Origin of the sequence: Risungbinella massiliensis (assembly GCF_000942395.1) — a bacterium.
Lineage (GTDB): Bacteria > Bacillota > Bacilli > Thermoactinomycetales > Thermoactinomycetaceae > Risungbinella > Risungbinella massiliensis.
The window spans coordinates 1481372-1503726 of sequence record NZ_LN812102.1 but is presented as its reverse complement, the minus strand read 5'-3'; the positions used below and the strand labels follow the sequence as shown (position 1 = coordinate 1503726).

Sequence of the window (22355 nt, the reverse complement as noted above, 5' to 3'; positions counted from 1 at the left end):
TTGTTTTGCCTTGTTCAAAAATAAGAATCATTCTCACTGCGACCTTTCAGGGTCGCTTTCGCCGTTTTATGAGGTGTAAGAATGATCATTACTCTCAATAGGAGGAAAAAGGCTATGCGTAAAAATGGGGAGTTTATTTTAGCGATCATATGTGGGATATTACTAGCTTTGGCTTGGGGTTGGGACAGTCCGATACTATATGTACTATCGTCTATGATCGGTGCAATATATAAAGGAAAAGAAGCTTTGCAGGTTGCTAAAGAAGAGAAAAAGCTAGACGTCAATTTTCTCATGTTGCTTGCGGCAACGGGTGCAATTTCTATTGGTTATTGGCTGGAAGGGAATCTCTTGATTTTTATCTTTGCGATGAGTGGTGCATTAGAATCTCTTACACTTGCCAAGAGCGAACGAGACTTATCTGCTCTTTTAGAGATGCAACCAAATGAAGCTACCCGGCTCTCCTCAGATGGAGAAGAGATCATCGAGCTAGATCAGATTCAAATCGGGGATCGGTTATTAGTGAGACCAAATGAACGAGTTCCGATGGATGGAAAAGTCGAAAAAGGAAGATCGGAAGTAAACCAGGCTTCGATCACAGGAGAATCGGTCCCAAAGGAGACAGCAGTAGGAGATGAGGTCTACGCTGGAACTTTAAATGGATCAGGAGCGTTGGAGATCAAAGTAACTAAACTATATGAAGATACAACTTTTCAAAAAATAATTCGCTTAGTAGAACAGGTTAAACATGAGGTACCGAAGAGTCAACAAAAAATAGAACGTTGGGAGCAGTGGTACGTGTATGGAGTACTGTTGATCACAACTCTCATTGGTTTGTACCCTCTATTTGGTGGGGGATGGTCGTGGGACGTGGCCTTTTACCGAGCGATGATCTTTCTCGTCGTCGCCTCGCCTTGTGCTGTTGTAGCATCGATTATGCCTGCTCTTTTGTCCGCTACGTCCCGAAGTGCCAACACAGGAGTGCTACTGAAAAACGGTCGGATTTTGGAAAGCCTATCTCAGTTAAAAGCGATTGCGATTGATAAGACAGGTACGTTGACCAAAGGAGAGTTGAGTGTAGTAAGAGTGATGCAAGAGGGAGATACAGAATATTTTTGGCAAGCAGTGGGAGCGATTGAACAGTTGTCGAATCATCCAGTTGCAAAAGCATTGACCTCTTATGCAAGTAGGCAAGCCATATGGGTTGAAACTGTCGAAGATCTTCAGTCCAATACAGGGGTCGGGATCGAAGCGATCTACCAAGGGAAGACATGGAAGATCCAGAAAGCAAGTGCGTTTGCGGAGGTAACAGAAGAGTGGAGTAGATTTGTAGAGGAAGAAGCTACGCTAGGGAGAACAGTTCTTCTCGTGGAGCAGGGAGGAAAAATCATAGGTGCTATCTCGCTAGAGGACGAAATTAGGGAGAAAGCAAGAGAGCTGATTGCAGGACTGAAAAAGATGGGGATCGTTCCGATTTTGTTGTCTGGTGACCAAGAGATAGCTGCTACCAAAATGGGGCATAGATTGGGCATAGAGGAAACTTACGGGAATCTATTACCTGAAGAGAAAATGGCGAAAATAGGGGAATTAAAAGAACGCTATCGCACAGTGGCGATGTTAGGAGATGGGGTCAACGATGCACCAGCTTTGGCACTAGCGGATGTAGGAATCGCAATGGGACAAACGGGAACCGATGCAGCACTGGAGACAGCCGATGTGATCTTGATGAAGGATCAACTTCCGCTGGTTCTACAAGTGATCCAAACAGGGCAAAAAGTACGAAAAGTAGTCAGACAGAATTTAGTTTTTGCAAGTCTCGTCATCCTTTGTTTGATGATCAGTAATTTTGGAGAAGCGATTACGTTACCAATTGGGGTGATCGGTCATGAAGGAAGTACTATTTTGGTTATTTTAAATGGACTTCGGTTATTGAGACCATAATGTGAAATAGTTTAAATTGAATTCGCCTGACGGAATTCGTACCCGCACTCCTTTTGTAAGCATACCTGAGAGGATAACACGCTTCCCTACTAAGCTTCTCCGAGAGGTTGTTCGGTGCCGCATCCTACTGGCTATTCACCATTCCAGGCTACTGGAACTCCCATCAACGTTTTACTGCGCTCTCCCGTTGTTTGAGCTACAGGCGCATATAAGACAACTATATTAACATACTAAATTTTATAACAATCATAAATGGATTAGGATATCTTTTCTTGTTAATAGCAATTTAGATTGGATATACAACAGAGGCATTCATTAACTCTCTGTTGTATATTTTTATACTAGTCTAAAACACGAATTGATCGAAATCCTGTACAACTATGCTATGCTCAAATTGTGCAGAAGCTTCTTGTTGGAGTTCTTCTAAGTTGTCCACATAACGCGTACTAATATGGTTGATCAGTAGCATTTTTACTTCGGCACGTTTGGCCAGCTCTGTTGCTTGTGCGATCGTAGAATGAAAGTACAGATTGGCAAGTTCTTCATCACCGGATCTTCTAGTTGCTTCGTGTACGAGCAGATCCGCATGACGGGCTAACTGTTCGATTGAAGGAGTAGGGCGGGTATCTCCTAAAATTGCATAAACTTTCCCTGGCGTAGGAGGACCAAGAAAATCTCTTCCATCTAAGACGGTGCCATCGGGAAGTTCTACTACTTCTCCTCGTTTTAACTTGCCTAGTAAAGGTCCAGAAGGAATTCCTAATGCTTGGAGGCGTTCTATTTCTAGTTTCCCTGGTTTTTCTTTCTCTTCTAAGCGAAAACCATAGGAAGGGATACCATGTTCTAGTAGTCGAACTGTTATATGGAAAAAGTCAGTTGAAAAGGTCAGTCCATCTTGAAGCTCCACATATTCAATTGGATAATGAAGGTGGGTCTTGCTCACTCCTAGCGTAACATCCACAAACTCCTGTATTCCCTTCGGACCATATATGGTTAAGGGCTCAGTAGATCCATGAAAAGATCGACTACCTAAAACACCAGGCAAACCATATATATGATCTCCGTGTAAATGAGTAATGAAAATACGAGAAACCTTGGTTAGTCGTAAGTTAGTATGGAGTACTTGGTGTTGGGTTCCTTCACCGCAATCAAATATCCATTGATCTCCATCGTATTCTGGAAAACGGAGAATAAGAGAGGAGACATTACGATGTTTAGCAGGAACACCAGCCCCTGTTCCAAGAAAGGTTATTTCCACTTTGGCATCCAAACTTTCCGTTTAAAATATTGTTTTTATTCAGGTAACACTAGGGATGCGGAAGATCCGCAACGAAACTACACTCCGAGGATCTTGATCAGACTCGCTCCGTTGCAATGACAAAGTCGCTCCCTAGATCAAGATCCTCTCCGTAATTTGATATATGGAAGTCTTTTAAATTTGGGAAGAAAGTTGTTGATTTACCTTTAATACTCGTTCTGCTGCTTCGCTAACAGACTCTACAACTCCTTGTTTAGCATGCTGTTTTACTTCGTCATCTGCAATAGCCATAGCAAAGCTATAAGGAGTTAACTGGAACATGGAGATGTCATTGTAGGAGTCACCAACACAAGCCATTTCCTCTGAACGAATCTCTAGTTTCTCTAATAATTTTATGAGTCCAGATCCTTTGGATACGTTTTTCGGCATAAAATCAATACAATCTGGTGCTGAAATGAAGCTGTCATGGTGTTCGTCGTACTCTTTTTTCATCACTTGTTGGAATTGGATCAGCTTCTCTTTCTCCCCGAAAATACATACTTTGCTAGGCAAAAGTTCATGCCCGATTTGAGATAGAATATTAGGGTTTTCTTGGAAACCAATATGTAATCGATTATCCATCTCACGAAGATAGTCATTGTACTCTGGGATCAATTTCATATTATCGGTACTGATAAATCCATACAATCCATGCTCACGTGCTGCTTCATAAATTCGCTTTGCAATGTCCCCTTCGAAAGTAGTTTCACCCAATGCTTCTCCTTGATCAGTAAACACATAAGCTCCATTGTGGCTGACACGATGGTATGTCCCTTCTACTTCTTTCATTACACGAATTAGTTCGTCATCCATGCGCCCTGAAGCAAAACAGACTGCAATCCCATGTTGAACCAACTTGCTTAATGCCATTTTGTCCCGTTCCTCTACTTTTTTGGCCTGGTTTAGCAATGTGTCATCTAAGTCTGTTACAAATAGTTTAATCATAGAATCACCTGTTTCTTGGATAAGATAATTTTTGTATAGAGGTTTAATCAGAGCAATATATGGTAGTGTAAACCAAAAGCTGGTTCTCTACTATGTTATCAAAGAGAATGATCCCAAAAAAGCTAGACCAACATTTCTAAGTAAAACAGTGTCATCAGCATGAAAATGGGATGTTCATGCATAAAAAAACTTCGAGGTGGTTTGAATGTGGATATTGTTATTGGTGGTTTTGCTTCTAGCTGGAGCCGTTTATGCACATTTTCAACAAATGCCGAAAGCATCTTTGCGTCAGCCCGCTCAATATTTACAACCATCTGAGTGGTCTTCTAGTCAAGTAACCATAGGTTGGATTGGGCATTCTTCACTGTTGATTAACTTGTATGGAAAGTGGATTTTAACTGATCCAGTGTTTGGAAAACGAGTAGGTGTTGATATTTTTCACCTTCAATTTGGTATAAAGCGGCATGTACTTCCAGCAATTGATTTGGAAGAGATGCCGCCAATCGATTATATCTTATTGTCACATGCGCATATGGATCACTTGGATATTCCTACTCTAAAGAAGCTGGCCAATCCCAACACCACAGTCGTTACGGCGAAAAATACTTCCAAACTCTTTCGCAACATGCCTTTTCAAAAGATAGTGGAATTAGAGGGAAAAGATGCGATTATGTTTGATGATGATGTCCGAGTTCAAGCAGTTCCCGTTCGACACTGGGGAAATCGCTTTCCATGGAATGTTCAGTTTGGGTATAGCGGTTATGTACTGGAATCAAAAGGAAGTCGCATCTTTTTCCCAGGTGATACTGCCTATACTCCCAACTTTCGTTGGTTACGAGACTTGAAATTAGATATTACCTGTATGCCAATTGGAGCCTACTCTCCTGACTCTTTCCAAAGAGCTCATTGTACGCCAGAACAAGCATGGGAAATGTATCAGGATACAGGAGCAAAATATTTGATTCCGATACACTGGAATACTTTTGTATTATCAAGAGAACCGATCTTAGAGCCGATAAAGCGACTTCAACAAGCTGCTGGTAACAACGTAGATCAAATTGTCCTAACAAAACATGGAGAAAGCTTTAGTTTAAAACACAACGTTGAATCAAAAAGAGAGCACCTCAGTGAATCAGAAATCACATCATGAACTAGCTTCTAATTTTTGCTGAGCTAACATGGCAAAGTAGGCTTTGATCTCAAAATAAGAAATCTCTTCCGGAAGTGCTTCTTTGATTGCTCTCAATTTCGTAGTATCAGCTTGTTTTGTGACTTGCTCAATCAATTCCTTGTGGTCTGTTGAAATAAATGGCTTCCAATCAATCGAATACCCTTCTTGATCTGCTCGAATGAGATGTTCTTGAACGGTGGAGAGAGAAAGGTTTCGTTCGTGCGTAATCTGATCCAATGTCTGGCCTGCTTGGTACATCTCATACGTGACGAGATGACTTGGTGGGCTTTTTGGTTTGGAGAGATCTTCTTTGGATGAAACGTTTTTACTAGTACTGTTGTTAGTTACCTTTTCTAGTGGTTGCTTTTCTAAAAAACGCTTGATTTCCCGTAAAAACTCTTCTCCAAAGCGTTCAAAGCGCTTTTCCCCCATTCCTTTAATCTGTCTCATACTAGCTTCATCTGTTGGAACATATCGTGTCATCTCTTTCAGCGTACTATCTGGAAAAATTACAAACGGTGGTACTTTTTCCCGCATGGAGATGATCAGACGCAGTTTTCGAAGGGTCTCAAAGAGCTGTTCACGTGGCGTAGACATCTCCTCAACAAGACGTTCTTCATCTTTTGGAACATAGCGGTAAACGTCTAATTCACCTTTTAAGACCAACCAAGCTTTTGGAGTAAGCTTGGAGATCGGAAAGCCACTACTATTGGGTACTACCTCAATATAACCATCACCAACTAATTGTTGGCAAAGTCGAAGAACCTCTTTTTCTTTCCAGTCTTGCAGAATGCCATAGGTTGTTAACTTGTCAAATTGGAACTCTAATACTCGTTTTGATCTCGAGCCAACCAATACTTTGGATACAAGGGAGAGTCCGTATTTTTCGCGCATACGTCTGATACAGGAAAAGATCATTTGGGCAGTGGAGGTGATCTCTTCTTTTTGGGAATGAGTCGATCGTAAGCAGTTCTCACATTTTCCACAAGTATCTTCTGTTTTTTCACCAAAGTAACGCAAGATTTGTTGTTGTAAGCAGACTTGTGTATGGGCATAGTTTTTCATTGCTTGTAGCTTTTGGAGTTCCCATTTCTTACGTTCCTCAGATAACTCGGAGTTCTCGATTAGAAAGCTTTGTGTAAAGACATCTTGTGGTTGGTAGAGTAGAATACACTCGCTTTCTTCCCCATCTCGTCCAGCACGCCCCGCCTCTTGATAGTAGTTTTCGATATTGCGTGGCATTTGATAGTGGATGACATAACGGACGTTAGACTTATCAATTCCCATTCCAAATGCATTGGTTGCTACCATCACTTGGATCTGATCATAGGAGAACTTCTCTTGGACGGAAGAACGCTCCATATCGCTTAACCCTGCATGATATTTTCCTACAGAGAAATGATGATCGTTTAAATAACTGCTAACACTCTCTACTTCTTTTCTGGTTGCACAGTAAATAATCCCAGATTGTTTAGGATGTTCACGTAAAAATCGCAATAAGTATTCTTTGCGATCCACACCATGTAGTACAGAAAAAGATAGATTGGTACGACGAAAACTGGTGAATTCTAGATGCTCCGCTGGGATCTGAAGATGATCTAGTATATCTTGACGCACTTGTTCTGTAGCCGTTGCAGTTAAAGCTACAACGGTAGGTCGTGTTGTTAAAGAGTTTAATAGCTTACTAATTTTTAAGTAACTGGGTCGAAAATCGTGTCCCCATTGTGAAATACAATGAGCTTCATCAACTGTCAGTAAGGAAACGGGGACACTTTGAAGTAGGGAGAGAAAACTTTCCGATTCTAAACGTTCAGGTGCAATATAGAGTAATTTCGTTTTCCTTGCTCGAAGATCTGCTAATCGTTCTTCCTGCTCCTGCCAAGATAGAGTGCTGTTGAGATAAGAGGCAGGGATTCCTAGTTGAGTACACGCATCTACCTGATCTTTCATCAAGGAAATGAGTGGGGAGATCACAATAGTAATTCCATCCCACAATAGTGCTGGAATCTGATAGCAGATCGATTTACCACCACCAGTTGGCATAATACCAAGTACATCCTGGTGATGAAGAATACGCTGGATTACTTCTTTTTGCCCTCGACGAAAACGAGGATAACCATATACACGTTGTAAAATTTCTTCAGCTTGCGATAGAGAGACCATAGCTGTTCCTCTCTTGGAATTTTTTTTATTAGTCTATCATACAAAAAACGGGAAAAAGGAGATAGTTTTGTATACAATAATCATGTTGTAATTCGTTACCAAAGGGAGGGAAGGGCATGTCGATGCTCTTTATTGATAATCAAAATATTACAGATCCACGGATCAATCTAGCAATAGAAGAATATGTACTAAAACATCTCGATGTAGAAGAAAATACATATCTTCTCTTTTATATTAATGAACCATCCATCATTATTGGTAAACATCAAAATACGGTAGAAGAGATTCACGTAGATTATGTACGGGATAACCAGATTCATGTGGTGCGTCGCCTGTCAGGTGGGGGAGCTGTTTATCATGATTTAGGGAATCTAAACTTTAGTTTTATCACTAAAGATGATGGCAAGAGTTTCTCTAATTTTAAAAAGTTTACCGAACCAGTAATCCAGGCACTTCATCAACTTGGTGTACAAGCCGAATTAAGTGGGCGTAACGATATTCATGTAGATGGACGTAAAATTTCTGGGAATGCACAGTTCTCAACTAGAGGGAGAATGTTTAGCCATGGTACGTTAATGTTTGACGTAAAAGTGGAAGATGTTGTCCAAGCCCTCAATGTAAAAAAAGAAAAGATTGAGTCCAAAGGAATTAAATCCGTACGAAGTAGAGTTGCTAACATCACCGAGTTTCTAGAAGAGAAGAAGATGAGCATTCTGGAATTCCGTCAATTTTTGCTAGAACATATCTTTGCCAATACGGATGAGATTCCTGAATACGTATTAACAGAAAAGGACTGGGAGAAAATCTATCAAATCCGAGATGAGCACTACGGTAATTGGGATTGGAACTATGGTGAGTCTCCGGTCTTTAACGTACAACAGACAAAGCGTTTCCCAGTGGGTACAATCGATATACGTCTTGATGTAGGAGAGAAGTCCATTATCCAAGGTTGTAAGATTTATGGAGACTTCTTCGGTATTGGAGATGTTGCAGATATTGAACAACGTCTAATCGGAGTACGGTATGAGCGAGATTCTTTAGAAGAAGCGCTTCAGGATGTTGATCTAAAGCATTATTTTGGAAACGTAAGTTTAGCAGAGTTTTTGGACTTGCTTTATTAAATAAGAAAAACTAGTTTTCAGGGATGCCGAGACATTAGGTATCCCTTTTCTTTTGTTCGTATGGAATAAATAACCAATTCGGTGGTAACCTATGAAACAACAATTGATATGGTAGAAGACTTGGGGCAAACACTCATTATGGAAAAATATGTAGAAAATAAATTGATGTCTAACATTCGCCGTCTTAGACAGGATCTAGGAGACGGTAGTGATTTAACCATTCGTTTCTTAGAAATTGGAAAGCATTTGACTACTAGTGTGGCAATTGCTCGGTTAGAAGGAATAAGTGATGAGCAAAGGTTGACGGAAACGGTTATTCAACCACTTATAGAGAGTTTTCATTATCTTGAACCATCATGTTCACTATGGGAAGAGATACAAAATACAGTGCTCGCAACAGCTCAAGTTCGCTCTGAGGCTCTTTGGCATAAGATCATGGAGGCGATTTTAGCTGGTGATACGGTGATCTTTGTTGATGGTTATGCCAAGTCATTTTTGGCAGAAACAAAAGGGATAAAAGAGAGAGCGATCGCCGAGCCAACTACCCAATCTGTAATTAGGGGTCCCAAAGATAGCTTTGTCGAATCCATTCGTACAAACACTTCCCTCATTAGAAAAAGAGTGACTAGTAAAAACTTACGAATAGAACCAGTTCCTTCCCTTCAAAAACTACAGACAAAAATAGAACTAGTTTATCTAAAAAATAGGGTAAACCCTACTCTTCTACAAGAAATAAGACATCGCATCCAACAGATCGATAAGGAAGTGATTTTGGAATCAGGAGAATTAGAGCTACAAATTCAAGATAAGCAAACCACTGTCTTTCCGACGATCCTACATACAGAACGACCAGATGTTGTGGTTGCAAATATTTTGGAAGGCCGAGTTGGTATTTTTGTTGATGGAACTCCATTTGTCCTCATCGCACCGTCTTGTTTTGTTCAATTTTTTCAGTCTCCAGATGATTACTATCAGCGCTTTGATATTGGCGTATTTCTACGTACTTTACGTTTCATTACCTTTTTCTTCTCCCTGCTAGCACCATCTACCTATATTGCTCTTATCACGTATCATCAAGCAATGATCCCTACTACATTGCTCATTAGTTTGTATGCACAACGAGAAGGAGTTCCTTTTCCTCCACTGATAGAAGCGATCATAATGGAATTTTTGTTTGAGATCCTTCGAGAAGCGGGTGTACGGGTTCCGACCATTGTTGGTCAGACTATCTCCATTGTAGGGGCACTTGTCCTAGGACAAGCAGCTGTCCAGGCAGGGCTTGTTTCTACCAGTATGCTCATTGTAGTCTCGATCACTGCGATATCTAGTTATGCTATCCCGCAATATAACTTAGCGATTTCAACGAGGTTATTGCGGTTTTTGTTTATGTTTATCGCATTTGTACTTGGTTTTTATGGAATATTGTTGGGACTTTTTGTTCTATTTGCGCACCTCTATAGCTTGCATTCTTTCGGTTATCTTTATATGTCAACGAAATTACCCAGTATTCAAAAAGCAACGCAACATCGTAGCGTTTGGGAGCGAATTTTTGATATAGAAAAAAACGATGGTTTTAAAGGATGACTTACATGAAAAAGAAGCTATGGATCATATGTCTCACTTTCATCCTGTGTACTTCGTCAGGGTGTGTATATTACCAAGAGATTAACAAAATGGCAGTAATATTGGGTATTGCTGTTGATCAAATGCAACAACTGGATGGAAAAAAGCTATATCGAGTCACTATTCAAGTAGTTGACCCGAATCAGATCGCAAGTTCCGCAGGGTTTACTCCTGGAGCTAGTGGGGTGCCCGTATTGGACATAAAAGGAGAAGGAGAGAATATTATTCAAGCAGTTCGAGATGCAACAAGAAAAACATCTCGACAAACTTACTTTGGTCATCTTGAAGTGATCATCATAGGAGAGGAGATTGCACGAGAAGGATTAAATGGCATATTAGATACATTTGAGCGAGATGCAAATGTTCGTGCTGAAGTTCCGGTTTTGATCTCTAGGGGTGTCCCAGCTTTTCATGTTCTTGGTACCTTAAGCGCTTTAAATATTATTCCAGCGCAAAGTATTAATGGGAAACTAAAGAATATGGAAAGATTACTAGGTACGGGTTTGGATGTGCCCCTATACAAATTGGTTCAAAGAATCTCCACTAAGGGTATTAATCCTTGTTTAACAGGGGTAGTGGTAAATGGTCTATTTGACAAGTCAAGTAAACTAGCGAATGTTGAATCATCGCAAGTAATACAGAGCTTTATTAGCGGCATTGGAATTTTTAATCGCGAAATGAAACTAGTTCAATGGGTAGATGGCGCAGATGCGAAAACCATTACTTTATTACATAACAAGTTACAGAATACGGTCGTGTCGTTACCTAATAGTTCTACTACATTTGAGATAACTGAATCCAATGTAGACAAAGAGGCGGTTCTGCGTAACGGCAAGTACGTATTGAAAGTAAAGATAAAGCTCGACGCAGAATTAGAAGGTTTACAAGAAGAAATAGATGTGACCAAGCCATTTGTTGTACACAAGCTAGAAGAGCAGTTAAATAAAAAGTTTCGGGATGATGTAGTACACGGGATTCAAACAGTTCAAAGAACACAAAGCGATGTGTTTGGATTTGGTTTAAGTATTTATCAAAAGAGACCGCAGGAATGGAAGAAAGTAGAAAAAGACTGGGATCGCATTTTCCAAAATGCCAGTATTGAAGTTTCGGTTCAATCAAATATACAGAGATTAGGATATATACAAAAACATTTCCCAAAAGAAAAATAAGGTGAGTTGTATGAAGATCAACAAATTTGAATTGTTTTTTCTCATTGTAATTTACGAGATCGGAAGTGCAATCTTATTAGACATAGGCAAAGGTGCTAAACAAGATGCGTGGATTGCGGTCTTGATTGCTACATTGATAGGACTACTACCGATCTTCCTATACTTATCCATATATAAACGCTTCCCGCAACAGTCGCTCATAGGAATACTTCGTAATGTAATGGGAAGCAAATTGGGATCGATTATTTCCTTTTTGTATATTATCTATTTTTTGTATCTCTGTTCACGAGTACTTCGTGACTTTGGAGAACTATTAATAATTGCCTCGTATGAAAAATCCCCTTTGGCAGTGATTCATACTCCCATGGTACTTGTGGTACTTTATGTCGCGGCTAAAGGTTTTCACATCCTTGCTAGGTTATCTGTGCTGATATTCTATTCCCTGTTAATACCTTTTGTGGTGATTACATTATTAGAATTGAGTGAGGTGGACATTAGCAACCTTCAGCCCGTTTTACCAGATGGATGGATGCCTATTTTCCATAATGTATTTCCCACTATGATTACATTTCCATTTGGAGAAATGATTGCATTTATGATGCTTTTTCGATATTCTCTGGCCAACATAAAAGTATACAAACCAAGTATATTAGGGGTTTTGGTAGCAGGAGTCATCTTATCCATCAGCTCTTTTTTTAATGCAGCTATACTAGGAGGAGAAGCTGTGGAACGTATGTCATTTCCCGTCTTAGCTGCGGTATCCGTTATAAATATAGGAGAATTCGTGCAACACTTGGATGCTATTGTGGTGATTGTAATGGTATTAACAGGATTTATGAAAATCGCGATCTTCTTTTTTGCTGCATTTTATGCTACCAATGAGCTTTTTTCTATCACAAAACCAAATCAGACTTTATTTCCATTAGGATTTATTGTATGGTTCCTTTCTTTTACCATCGCATCCAATTATACAGATCACATAGCTGAAGGATTGAATATTGTCCCGTTGTATTTGCATGTTCCATTTCAATTCATTATTCCACTAGTGATTAGTTTGCTGATGGTATTTCCTTTGAAAAACAATAAAAATTCCCCTATTTAGAAGCTCTTTTTTGTTGGTATTGTTGCAAAAAGTGCTTCGTCAGTTGAAAAAGAAGAGGTAAAAAAAATAAGAAAAAGAAGACATAATCAGTGGGACCTAAAGCTAAAAAGTATTGTGAAAAAGAAACAGTCTTACTAAGTGGAAAACCCTGAAGTAAATCAATAGAGACAATAAAGATGATGCTACTCAAAAAAAGCAATAGGAATATCATTACACCCTTAATCAATCTGATCGTACCTTTCTAAGGAAGTTGCCCCTTTTTTTTATTTTAATCTTTACTAAGAAACATGCTTTATTCTTGAAAAATCGGGTAAAGATATGAAAGGTAGTTAGAACGATTAGGGAATTTTCTTATTATAAATTGGGTGAGGTGGGTCTGCGTGAACGTGCAATTGGATCAGGTGCGTAATATTCTCCAAACGATCCCGACCCCAGAGTTTGCAAATATTAGTATTGTGGAAATGGGATTTGTAGCTGAGGTAACTTGTCTTGATTCCAAAGTAATCGTCTCCATCAACCCTTCCCATTTAGAAGACTTATCTGAATTATGCGAGGAAATTGTAACCCGTATTTTACATTTGGAAGAGGTGCACGAGGTACGGGTTCTTTTTTCATACAACCCGCCATGGTCTTGGAATCGTGCGAGTCGTGAAGCGAAGAAAAAATTACGTTCTTGGGGCATCTCAGTAGATCAAGTAGATGGAAAACCAATTTGCCCATACTGTGAGCAAGTTGGTAAGCCACAAGATCAAGTTGGTACTACAGCATATCGTGAGTTAGCCTATTGCCCGAGGTGTCGCCAGAGCTACGAGTTTTTAATATGTGATAAATTGATATGATAAAAGTTTTATGTATTGTCGGGAATCAAATGACTGAATTTTATAATTTGCATCCAGTTATGATACTACATGAAAGATCTACCTGATGATTTTAGGTAAGGTAGGCTTTTTGTAGTAATTTTCGGAGTGTGGAATAGTCCCTGTCCTGTTGTCAAACGATGGGACAAAAGAAAGAGTAGTCTTCATAGAGGACTACTCTTTCTTTTGTCTCACTTTTGAAATGGATAAACGCGAGATTGTTTTTTCTAGTAAAATAGATAAGTATATTTATTCCAAAATTCTGTACAACGGAAAATCTAGATATTTGGTGCAGATGATAGACTGTTATAGAGAAAGAAGGAAAGAAATGTATTCATGGAATAGCGGTTGGAAATGGAAGTTATTTCCGTTCGCTGTATTATTTGTCTACGTTTTTTTGTTGAGTATCAATATCAGGCTGATGATCGGTATAAAGGTACTTTTTGATGCAAAAGGAATAGATGGTATTACGATGATCTCACAGTACATTACCTTAACAAACATATGGGAGCTATTTGTAGGTTCTGAAACCGATCCAATTTGGAACCAAGTACATACCATCTTATTTCCTTCAAAGTACAATTACCATTGCTGGGATTATTGGTAGTTGGGGCGGTATGGCGTTATGTAAAGGAGAAATTTCGCTGGGGACGATTTACCCAAGAAGACGCATCTGATTATGGAAGTCACGGGAGTTCTCGTTGGGCGAGTAAGTTGGAGATGAAAAAACAATACACAAGAGATCCCAATGGATTTATCTTAGGAATAACTCGGATTGGACTGAAGAAACAGAGAATTATTCATCCGATTAATGGCCGACTAAATCAGAACATTATGACGTTCGGGTCTCCTGGTAGTGGAAAAACGAGTGGTTATGTTATTCCTAATATTCTTTATACATCGGAACAATTAGGTCATTCGATGATCTTAACCGATCCCAAAGGAGAGCTCTACAATCTCACATTGGCTCGACTCAAAGAATTGGGTTATGAAGTAGTAGTATTTAATCTTTTGACAGGGGAACAAAACGAAGGTTTTCGCAAATCTGGGCGATATAATCCGTTAGATTATGTACATACGACCGAACAAGCAATGCAGTTGGCTAATACGATTATTACGAATACAGATGGAGAAAAAAGCTCTGATCCATTCTGGGAGAAAGCGGAAAAAGCTTATTTATGTGCCTTGATACTATATGTAAAGGAAGTGCTTCCCAAAGAAGAGCAGCACTTGAGGAGTATTTACAATTTAGGTATTATTGCAGGCGGGAAAAAGCAGATAATTAATAGTTTATTTGAAGAATTGCCCAAGGAGTCCGAAGCACAGACGATGTTTGAGGTTTTTAAAAGCTGTCGTTCAGACAATACTCGCACCTCGATCATTATGGGACTAGGTTCCAGATTACAACATTGGACGTCAAAAGGGGTATCACGGCTCACCGCTACAAGTGATTTTGATTTAGGTAATCTAGGACGTAAAAAGACGGCATTGTTTATTTTGATGCCAGATTACGATACAACTTATAATTTACTCCCATCTTTATTGATTGGACAAGCATTTCAGGTATTGTATACACAGGCAGGAGCTAAAGATGAATTGTCCCTTGAGGTTCCAGTTCGGTTTCTTATCGATGAGATGGCTAACGTAGCACCGATTTATGATTTAGAACAGAAGATTACTACCATGCGGAGTAGAGGAATTTCACTAGTCTGTATTTTCCAAGACCTAGACCAATTAGAAAAAGGGTACGAAAAATGGAAAACGATAATCGCCTCATGTGATACGATCTGTTTCCTCGGTTCTAATGAATTTAGCACTGCGGAGTACTTTTCTAGCAAACTCGGAGAAACGACATTATTGATTCATTCCAAAAGTTCCTCGGAGAGTGATAGTGGTCGATCAAGTGAAGGTCAGAGCGTCCATTTTACTCAGCGCAGAGTAATGACTGCCGATGAACTTCAACGGATGGACCGAGATAAATTGGTTGTCTTCCAAGCAGGTCGTTATCCAATGTATTTGGACAAGCTCTATTATTTTAAAGAGCCCCAGTGGAATGATCTACCACGGGTAAATTGGGTGACCGATCTTCCTTTGAGACCTGAAGAGGAGGAGTTTACGATGTTAGTGTTAGAAGATGAGGAGAAAAAGCCAATGAGGTCTGGAGCCAAATAATAGAATATAATTTTTTGGAAACTCCTGGACAAGTAGAGCAAATCTCTTGGCGTTTATTTATTATAGCGGAGAATACTCCCACTTCTAAGCGTAGCGAAAGTGGGAGATGAATCTGCGTCGGACGAGGGAGGGCTTCTACCCTCCCGTAAGTCCGACCTATTTTGGTGTTTTTTCCTTCATGAATTTCTTGATCCTCCCGATCGTCATGAACATTATTCTGAAAAGTTTTAAAATACTTTCAACTGCTTATAGGAAGGTGAATTCCAATGCATAAGGCCTTTCAGTTTCGGGTCTACCCTACTAAGGAACTAGTCCGATTCATCCATCAATCGATCGGTTGTAGTCGCTTTGTTTTTAATCATTTCTTAGCCAAATGGCAAGAAGCCTATCGAGAAACGAAGAAAGGACTCACCTATCCTATTTGTTCTCGTTTGTTGACACAACTCAAAAAAGAAAAGGAATGGTTACGAGAAGTAGACTCCACTTCTCTCCAAAACTCGTTAAAGAACTTAACTGACGCTTTTCGGCGTTTTTTCCAAAAACAAAATGACCGACCAAGATGGAAAAGCAAACGGAATCCAGTACAGTCACCCAAGAATCCCCAACCTCTTAGCGTAGCGTAGGTGGAGGAGGTTCAAAGATATGGATAGCAACAAACTTTTAATTATATTACTCTGTATGAAGAAGACTGAGGATCGTTCTCAGCTTCTTTTCTATTTTATGAATCATGATCATAAGAAATAGATTTGCGATTAAGGTGAAATAATAGAAAGTGATTATTGACTTCATCATCAAACTATCATAAAATAATATTCGTCAATTCATTGAGCCTGAGTGGTGGAATGGCAGACACGCCGCACTCAAAATGCGGTGCCGCGAGGCGTGCCGGTTCAAGTCCGGCCTCAGGTATCCCAAAGGACCTTCAACAATAATGTTGGAGGTCTTTTTTCTAGTTGTTGGTGTGGAATAAGGTGTTTGCTAATCTATCTACTCTATTCATAGTGGTGAGTGGAGTTGTTGGTTTCATAGGCGAAAGTATTATCACTTCTTTGTCCTCCTTCATAGGATATCCGGAACATTGAAGAAGGAGGGATGAGGCCTTGCGTATTAAACAGCGTTTACGCAATTATGGTTTATGGATTGCGGTAGCTTCTCTTGTTTTGATGGTACTCCGTGCCTTTGGAATCGACCTTGTCGAAGAACAGTACGATAGCATTGTGGATAGTATTCTTGGAATCTTGGTGTTACTTGGTATTATTAATAATCCTACATCGAATAATCAAGGATTTTGGGATGATCCCGATAATCCCTAAGAGAATTTAGATAAAAAAGACCTGTCAGCAACTTTTTCGTGCTAAACAGGTCTTTTTGTATTTCTTACTCGGCCTTTTCCGATGTCTGGGTGAGATATTCTTGAATGATATGATGAATCGCATCTTCATTATGGGAAGGTACAATTTGCTTGGCTGTTTGGATTGTCAGTGGATTGGCGTTCGCCACAGCAAAAGAATGTCCTACTTTGCGTAACATGGAAAGATCGTTTAGTTGATCGCCTACCGCTGCTACGTGGTCCAAAGAGAGTCCTAGTCTTTTAACCAATAGCTCTAGTGCGCTTCCTTTGTTTACGCCAATTGGCAGAATTTCAATAGCACGATCAGACGATTGAGCTGCCTCAATAGGGAGGGTCAACGTCTCAGTCCAACTACGCAATTGTTCTAGATGAGTCATCGAAAATCCCACAAGTTTCAGAATAGGCACATTGGGTAGGAAAGTGATTTGATCCAAGATTTCTAATCGTATATCATACATTTTTGCTACATCTTGGTTAATGAATTGCAAGTCGCATCCATAGATTATTTCTGTTGAGTAGATCAAAAAATCTACTTCTTTTGGTAATAAAGATGTTTGAGTGTAGAGATCTTGGACGAGTTTTCGATCTAATTGATTTAGGATCGTAGTCTCTTTGGTCAGTGGATCATAGAGGAGAGATCCATTTGCCAAAATGGCTGGAATGGTAAGTTCTAGTTCTTTGATGTACCGGATCGATTCGTACAAATTACGCCCCGTTGCAATGGTGAATTGCCCACCCGCTTGACGAAAAGCCTCAATACTGGCTTTGTTTTTCGGGGAGATTGTTTTGTCACTAGTCAACAGCGTATCGTCTAGATCAGAAACCAGAAGGGGGATCATTTTGTTCTCTCCTTTTAACAGCAGAAAAGCACGACGATTGCCGTGCCTTGCTTTTTTAATTTACTTCTTTTAGATCTTGGAGCAGGTATTCCTGGATGATATGATGAATGGCAGATTCGTTGTTGGATGGGATCACGTGGTCTGCCGTTTGGATCGTAGTTGGATGAGCATTGGCAACAGCGAATGCTTTGCCTACTAGAGATAGCATGGAGAGGTCGTTCATATGATCGCCTACTGCAGCAGCCTCTTCTTTTGGGATTTGCAAGCGGTCTAATAGTTGGAGTACTGCGTTACCCTTAGACACATTTTTTGGCAAGATTTCAAAGTACCGTTCAGATGATAGTACATAATCTACAGGTTGATCCATTTGATTTGCCCAATCCCAGACGAGATTCATTTCATTCGGATCAGATACTAGTACAATTTTAAGAATCGGTTCATCTTTTGGTAGTTCAGTAAAGGATGGGAGAACCTCAATTTTGCTATAGTAGTTTTGGAAATCTTGTAGATCTAGATAACGAAGATCGGCAGTATATATTTCAGTCGGTGTGTAGATCAAAATATCAGATTGAGGAGGACGGTTGGTGCCATGTTCCAAAATATGGTGAACCGTTTCTTCTGATAGTTGATCTAAGATATTAAGTTCATCAGTAGCTGGCTCATAGGTTACAGCACCATTGCCTAGAATGGCAGGTAGAGATAAATTTAGTTCTTTAATATATTCCAGTGCTTCTGGCACACAACGACCTGTAGCGATGGTGAATTGCCCACCTGCTTTACGGAATTGATCAATACTAGCTTTATTTGACTCAGAAATGGTTTTATCGCTAGATAACAAAGTATCGTCTAAATCGGAGACGAGAAAACGAGTAGTTAAGTTCTGCATAATGTTCTCCTCCTTCTATTCACTAACAATAGATTAGCAGAAAAACAAAAGTTTCGCATGGCAAAGGATGTAAACATCTCTCAAAGAATTGGTAAATGGGGTACAAAAGAAAGGGGTTTACTTCATGAAAGAGATTACTGTCTACACAGACGGAGCTTGTTCCTATAATCCAGGTCCGGGAGGCTGGGCTGCGGTCCTGTTCTATCAGGATCACAAGAAAGAACTGAGTGGTGGAGAAAAGGAGACGACCAACAACCGAATGGAGCTACAAGCAGTGATTGAGGCGCTAAAGGCACTAAAAGAACGTTGTAAGGTAAAAATTCATTCAGACAGCGCCTACATTGTCAACTGTTTTCATCAGAAATGGTATGTAAAATGGGAAAGAGAAGGATTTAAAAAGAATCCGGATCTCTGGAAAGAGCTACTAGCGTTGGTAAGACAACATGAAGTCGAGTTTATTAAAGTAAAAGGACATAGTGATGATGTCTGGAACAATCGTTGTGATGAACTGGCAAGAGCAGCTGTTCCTAGAGATTAAAATGGAAACATATGTTCTTTTTTGGTAAAATAGTCAAGATGTGTTCAACACAAAATAGGAAAGACGGATGTTGGACTACCAATCCAGCTAGAATAGGAGGTGGGAGTGATGACAACAAAGTATACTCCTGAGGAATTAAAAGAATTGATGCAAGCAAAAGCGAAAGAGATCGGAATTGATAAAATCGGGTTTACGTCAGCAGATCCTTTTGATCAATTGCGTGAATGGCTTCGTTTACAGCAGGAACGCCAATACCAATCGGGATTTGAAGAGAAGGATATCGAAAAACGGGTGGTGCCCAAGAAAACGATGCCAAAGGCGAAATCGATTATTGCGATTGCGATTGCCTATCCATCACGCTTGCATAATGCTCCCGTCTCTAAACCGGGATCATATCGAGGGATTTTTGCCCGGGCTTCTTGGGGAGAGGACTATCATCATGTCTTACGTCGGAAATTGCAGAAGTTAGGAGAGTATTTACAGGAGATTGTACCAGATGCAGTCGTAGAATCCATGGTGGATACAGGTGTGTTGTCTGATCGAGCGGTGGCAGAGCGAGCTGGAATCGGATGGTCAGGAAAAAATACCTCCTTGATCACAGAAGAATTTGGCTCTTGGGTTTATCTTGGAGAAATGATAACGGATGTTTATTTACCTCCAGATGAGCCAATTGCCGATCAATGCGGAGATTGTACCATCTGTATTGATGCTTGTCCCACCAATGCCATTGTGGAGCCGGGTGTTTTAAATGCAAAATCTTGTATTGCTTACTTGACGCAAACGAAAGATATGTTACCAGATGAATATCGTACTAAGATCGGAAATCGTTTGTATGGCTGCGATACTTGTCAAGTGGTTTGTCCCAAGAACAGAAAACGTGATTTTTCACACCATGTTGAACTTACACCTGACCCAGAAAAGGTCAAACCTCTACTAAAGCCGCTTTTGAACATGAGTAACCGAGAGTTTAAAGAGCAATATGGTGAGATGGCTGGATCCTGGAGAGGGAAAAAGCCAATACAACGAAATGCGATACTAGCATTGGGGCATTTTCGTGATCAGACGGCAATTCCAGAACTGAGAACGTGTCTTGTGGAAGATCCACGACCGGTTATTCGTGGAACCGCAGCCTATGCACTTGGACGAATTGGCACCACAAAGGCGAGAGAGATCTTGGAAACTCAGTTGGAGCTGGAAAAAGAGAGTATAGTCCTAGAGGAGATTCAAAAGGCATTAGCCGAGGAAGGCTGGGGGCATCGGTGAATAAGCAGCGCATTTATTGGTCTGAGTGGAAGAGTCCATGGGGAAATATGACCTTGGGTAAAGGAAAAGGTGGTTTGTTATTTCTCGACTTTGCACCATCTACTACTGCTTTGGTTTCTGCCGAGAAGTGGCTATTCAAACATCAAATAGCGCCATCTTGGGAACAAAATGAATTAGAGCTACAAGAGGCTACCAAACAGCTACAAGAGTATATGCACGGAGCAAGACAAGAATTTGATCTGGAATTGGATTTATTAGGGACCCCTTTTCAACGGAAAGTGTGGGAAGCTCTTCGCACTATACCATTTGGGGAAACTAGGTCATACCAAGATATTGCTAATCAAATTGAAAATCCCAAAGCAGTTCGTGCTGTGGGTGGAGCTAATAATAAAAATCCTATCTCCATCATCGTTCCCTGTCACCGTGTTATTGGAGCAAATGGGGCATTAGTTGGCTATGGTGGAGGTTTGGATAAAAAGAAATATCTTTTACGTTTAGAAGGAATCGACATACAAAACGCCATCTGACGCAAGATGGCGTTTTGTGTTTTGTTACTGCATCATTTGTGGCTGAGGCATTTGTGGCATTCCTTGAGCTGGTGCATAAGCATTTTGCATCATTTTCATATCTTGCTCATTGTATTGCGGTAATGGATAATATCCATTTTTATTTTGATACAAGAAGAGCTCGTATGCCATTTCAATGCAGTTTGGCACACTATCTGCTACTACACGACGAACTACCGGGTTGGTGATTTCCGTAGCAGCTACTGCTTTCATTCCTGCCATTGATTTAACATGCCCTAGCATGTAGCCGGAAATGTGTTGGGAACTGATTTCTGCTAGAGATTGAGCAGGTTTTTTTGGTTGTCCTGGTTTGATACCATATACAATATTTTCGTTACTTTGGTGCATTTGGTAGCGTTTTGTACCATGTTGTGGGTCTTGACCAGTATGGAAGCATTGAACCAACATGTTGTATTCGTCCATCATGAACTGATATTGGCGATCCAATATCCCTAGAAGTTCTTGGCATTGTACATACTGACGAAACATCATGTACTGATCTAAAACACCGATTGTTCCAGATAGCAACTCATGAACATCATTTACCTCATGACCACTGTGATTACGAGCTACCATACCTTGCTGCAAATTGGGAGCTGGATTAAGACCAGTTTGTTGAGTTAGATCCATTGAAAACCCTCCTCTGACGAGTTTCGGAATGACAGTGATATTGTGTCCATTTCGGATGAAATTATGTCATGAATGATAGGTTTCCTTGCATATGTATGCGTAAGGAGTAACTATCGGGTTTTTTAGGATCTAAGGAGGGAAAGTCCATGGCGCCTTTTTTGTATGAACGAGAGCAAGCAGTAGCATATGCCAATACGTATTGGCAAAATTATAATCCACAGTTTAAACGTTTCTCAGATGATTGTACCAATTTTATTTCCCAATGCTTGTTTGCAGGTGGGATGCCGATTGAGGTGAGTGCGTCCAAATCAAGGGGTTGGTGGTATCGAGGAATTGGACAAAGAGCGATCTGGAGCTATTCGTGGACGGTGGCTAATAGTCTATATTGGTATTTACGAAAAAGAGATGGGGTAAAAGTGGTTCCAAAGGCAACTGATTTACGTTTGGGGGATGTGATTTGTTACGACTGGGAAGGAGACGGTAAGTGGAATCATAATACGATGGTAACAGGTTTTAATGAGAACGGAGAACCACTGGTAAATGCCCACACCCGTGATAGTCAAGCCCGATATTGGAGATACCAAGATTCACCTGGGTACACAAAGAACACAAGATATGCTTTTTTTCAGATCGGTTAAGGGGTAGAATAAAAAAGATACAATTTTTGATCACCATTTCTTTAGTCAAATGGGTATGTTAATTGACCATATATATAGGAAGGGTT

The 22355-nt window shown here is 40.1% G+C and carries 20 protein-coding genes, 1 tRNA gene and 1 pseudogene; 16 read left to right on the top strand and 6 right to left on the bottom strand.

Going from position 1 to position 22355, the window contains the following annotated elements; translation table 11 throughout:
• Positions 1–114 precede the first annotated feature (114 nt).
• Complete coding sequence (locus tag VJ09_RS07805) at positions 115–1938, top strand: heavy metal translocating P-type ATPase (RefSeq protein WP_052807289.1); 1824 nt, start codon at positions 115–117, stop codon at positions 1936–1938.
• Between the two features lie 346 nt (positions 1939–2284).
• Here VJ09_RS07805 and rnz read toward each other — a convergent pair whose 3' ends face one another.
• Positions 2285–3196, bottom strand: coding sequence for a ribonuclease Z (gene rnz, locus VJ09_RS07800; protein ID WP_044640968.1), 912 nt, complete (start codon positions 3194–3196; stop codon positions 2285–2287).
• 174 nt (positions 3197–3370) lie between these two features.
• A complete protein-coding gene (locus VJ09_RS07795; RefSeq protein ID WP_044640967.1) occupies positions 3371–4180 on the bottom strand; it encodes an HAD family hydrolase in 810 nt (269 codons plus the stop codon).
• A 205-nt stretch (positions 4181–4385) separates the two neighbouring features.
• Between VJ09_RS07795 and VJ09_RS07790 the strand changes: the two genes are divergently transcribed.
• Positions 4386–5330: an MBL fold metallo-hydrolase gene (locus tag VJ09_RS07790; protein WP_044640966.1), complete on the top strand. Its 945-nt coding sequence runs from the start codon at positions 4386–4388 to the stop codon at positions 5328–5330.
• Here the strand turns inward: VJ09_RS07790 and recQ are convergent.
• Positions 5325–7514, bottom strand: coding sequence for a DNA helicase RecQ (gene recQ / locus VJ09_RS07785; RefSeq protein ID WP_044640965.1), 2190 nt, complete (start codon positions 7512–7514; stop codon positions 5325–5327). The two genes, VJ09_RS07790 and recQ, sit on opposite strands and share 6 nt — an antisense overlap.
• Before the next feature lie 122 nt (positions 7515–7636).
• Here recQ and VJ09_RS07780 point away from each other — a divergent pair, with 122 nt between their 5' ends.
• From VJ09_RS07780 to VJ09_RS07730, 10 genes and pseudogenes are all read left to right on the top strand, one after another.
• Positions 7637–8635, top strand: a complete 999-nt coding sequence (locus tag VJ09_RS07780; protein WP_044641700.1) for a lipoate--protein ligase — start codon at positions 7637–7639, stop codon at positions 8633–8635.
• A gap of 138 nt (positions 8636–8773) precedes the next feature.
• The gene (locus tag VJ09_RS07775) at positions 8774–10219 is read left to right on the top strand and encodes a spore germination protein (protein ID WP_187118688.1); all 1446 of its coding nucleotides are present in this window, start codon (positions 8774–8776) and stop codon (positions 10217–10219) included.
• A complete protein-coding gene (locus VJ09_RS07770) occupies positions 10216–11427 on the top strand; it encodes a Ger(x)C family spore germination protein (protein ID WP_082050456.1) in 1212 nt (403 codons plus the stop codon). The genes VJ09_RS07775 and VJ09_RS07770 overlap by 4 nt, the downstream gene beginning before the upstream one ends.
• Positions 11428–11437: 10 nt before the next feature.
• Positions 11438–12529: a GerAB/ArcD/ProY family transporter gene (locus VJ09_RS07765; protein ID WP_044640963.1), complete on the top strand. Its 1092-nt coding sequence runs from the start codon at positions 11438–11440 to the stop codon at positions 12527–12529.
• Between the two features lie 380 nt (positions 12530–12909).
• Entirely contained in the window at positions 12910–13368 is a 459-nt protein-coding gene (locus tag VJ09_RS07755) for a metal-sulfur cluster assembly factor (RefSeq protein WP_044640961.1), read from the top strand.
• Between the two features lie 346 nt (positions 13369–13714).
• A complete protein-coding gene (locus VJ09_RS07750; RefSeq protein ID WP_044640960.1) occupies positions 13715–13993 on the top strand; it encodes a hypothetical protein in 279 nt (92 codons plus the stop codon).
• Positions 13975–15558: a VirD4-like conjugal transfer protein, CD1115 family gene (locus VJ09_RS07745; RefSeq protein ID WP_147635452.1), complete on the top strand. Its 1584-nt coding sequence runs from the start codon at positions 13975–13977 to the stop codon at positions 15556–15558. Before VJ09_RS07750 ends, VJ09_RS07745 begins: the two co-directional genes overlap by 19 nt.
• Positions 15559–15824: 266 nt before the next feature.
• Positions 15825–16148: pseudogene (locus tag VJ09_RS07740) on the top strand (helix-turn-helix domain-containing protein); the annotation flags it as partial.
• 238 nt (positions 16149–16386) lie between these two features.
• Positions 16387–16467, top strand: a tRNA-Leu gene (locus tag VJ09_RS07735).
• 191 nt (positions 16468–16658) lie between these two features.
• Positions 16659–16871 carry a phage holin gene (locus VJ09_RS07730; RefSeq protein WP_044640957.1) on the top strand — a complete coding sequence of 71 codons (213 nt, stop codon included), beginning with the start codon at positions 16659–16661 and terminating at the stop codon, positions 16869–16871.
• Positions 16872–16935: 64 nt separating this feature from the next.
• Here VJ09_RS07730 and VJ09_RS07725 read toward each other — a convergent pair whose 3' ends face one another.
• Positions 16936–17748 carry a Cof-type HAD-IIB family hydrolase gene (locus VJ09_RS07725; RefSeq protein WP_044640956.1) on the bottom strand — a complete coding sequence of 271 codons (813 nt, stop codon included), beginning with the start codon at positions 17746–17748 and terminating at the stop codon, positions 16936–16938.
• 55 nt (positions 17749–17803) lie between these two features.
• A complete protein-coding gene (locus VJ09_RS17570) occupies positions 17804–18634 on the bottom strand; it encodes a Cof-type HAD-IIB family hydrolase (RefSeq protein ID WP_052807287.1) in 831 nt (276 codons plus the stop codon).
• A gap of 124 nt (positions 18635–18758) precedes the next feature.
• Between VJ09_RS17570 and rnhA the strand changes: the two genes are divergently transcribed.
• The 3 genes from rnhA (at position 18759) to VJ09_RS19040 (ending at position 20962) form a co-directional block, all read left to right on the top strand.
• Positions 18759–19172 carry a ribonuclease HI gene (gene rnhA, locus VJ09_RS07715; protein ID WP_044640955.1) on the top strand — a complete coding sequence of 138 codons (414 nt, stop codon included), beginning with the start codon at positions 18759–18761 and terminating at the stop codon, positions 19170–19172.
• Positions 19173–19280: 108 nt separating this feature from the next.
• Entirely contained in the window at positions 19281–20435 is a 1155-nt protein-coding gene (gene queG, locus VJ09_RS07710; protein WP_044640954.1) for a tRNA epoxyqueuosine(34) reductase QueG, read from the top strand.
• Positions 20432–20962, top strand: a complete 531-nt coding sequence (locus tag VJ09_RS19040; RefSeq protein ID WP_325063583.1) for a methylated-DNA--[protein]-cysteine S-methyltransferase — start codon at positions 20432–20434, stop codon at positions 20960–20962. Before queG ends, VJ09_RS19040 begins: the two co-directional genes overlap by 4 nt.
• Before the next feature lie 24 nt (positions 20963–20986).
• Here VJ09_RS19040 and VJ09_RS07700 read toward each other — a convergent pair whose 3' ends face one another.
• Entirely contained in the window at positions 20987–21631 is a 645-nt protein-coding gene (locus tag VJ09_RS07700; protein ID WP_052807286.1) for a spore coat protein, read from the bottom strand.
• 146 nt (positions 21632–21777) lie between these two features.
• Here VJ09_RS07700 and VJ09_RS07695 point away from each other — a divergent pair, with 146 nt between their 5' ends.
• Positions 21778–22269, top strand: coding sequence for an amidase domain-containing protein (locus VJ09_RS07695; protein ID WP_052807285.1), 492 nt, complete (start codon positions 21778–21780; stop codon positions 22267–22269).
• Positions 22270–22355 lie beyond the last annotated feature (86 nt).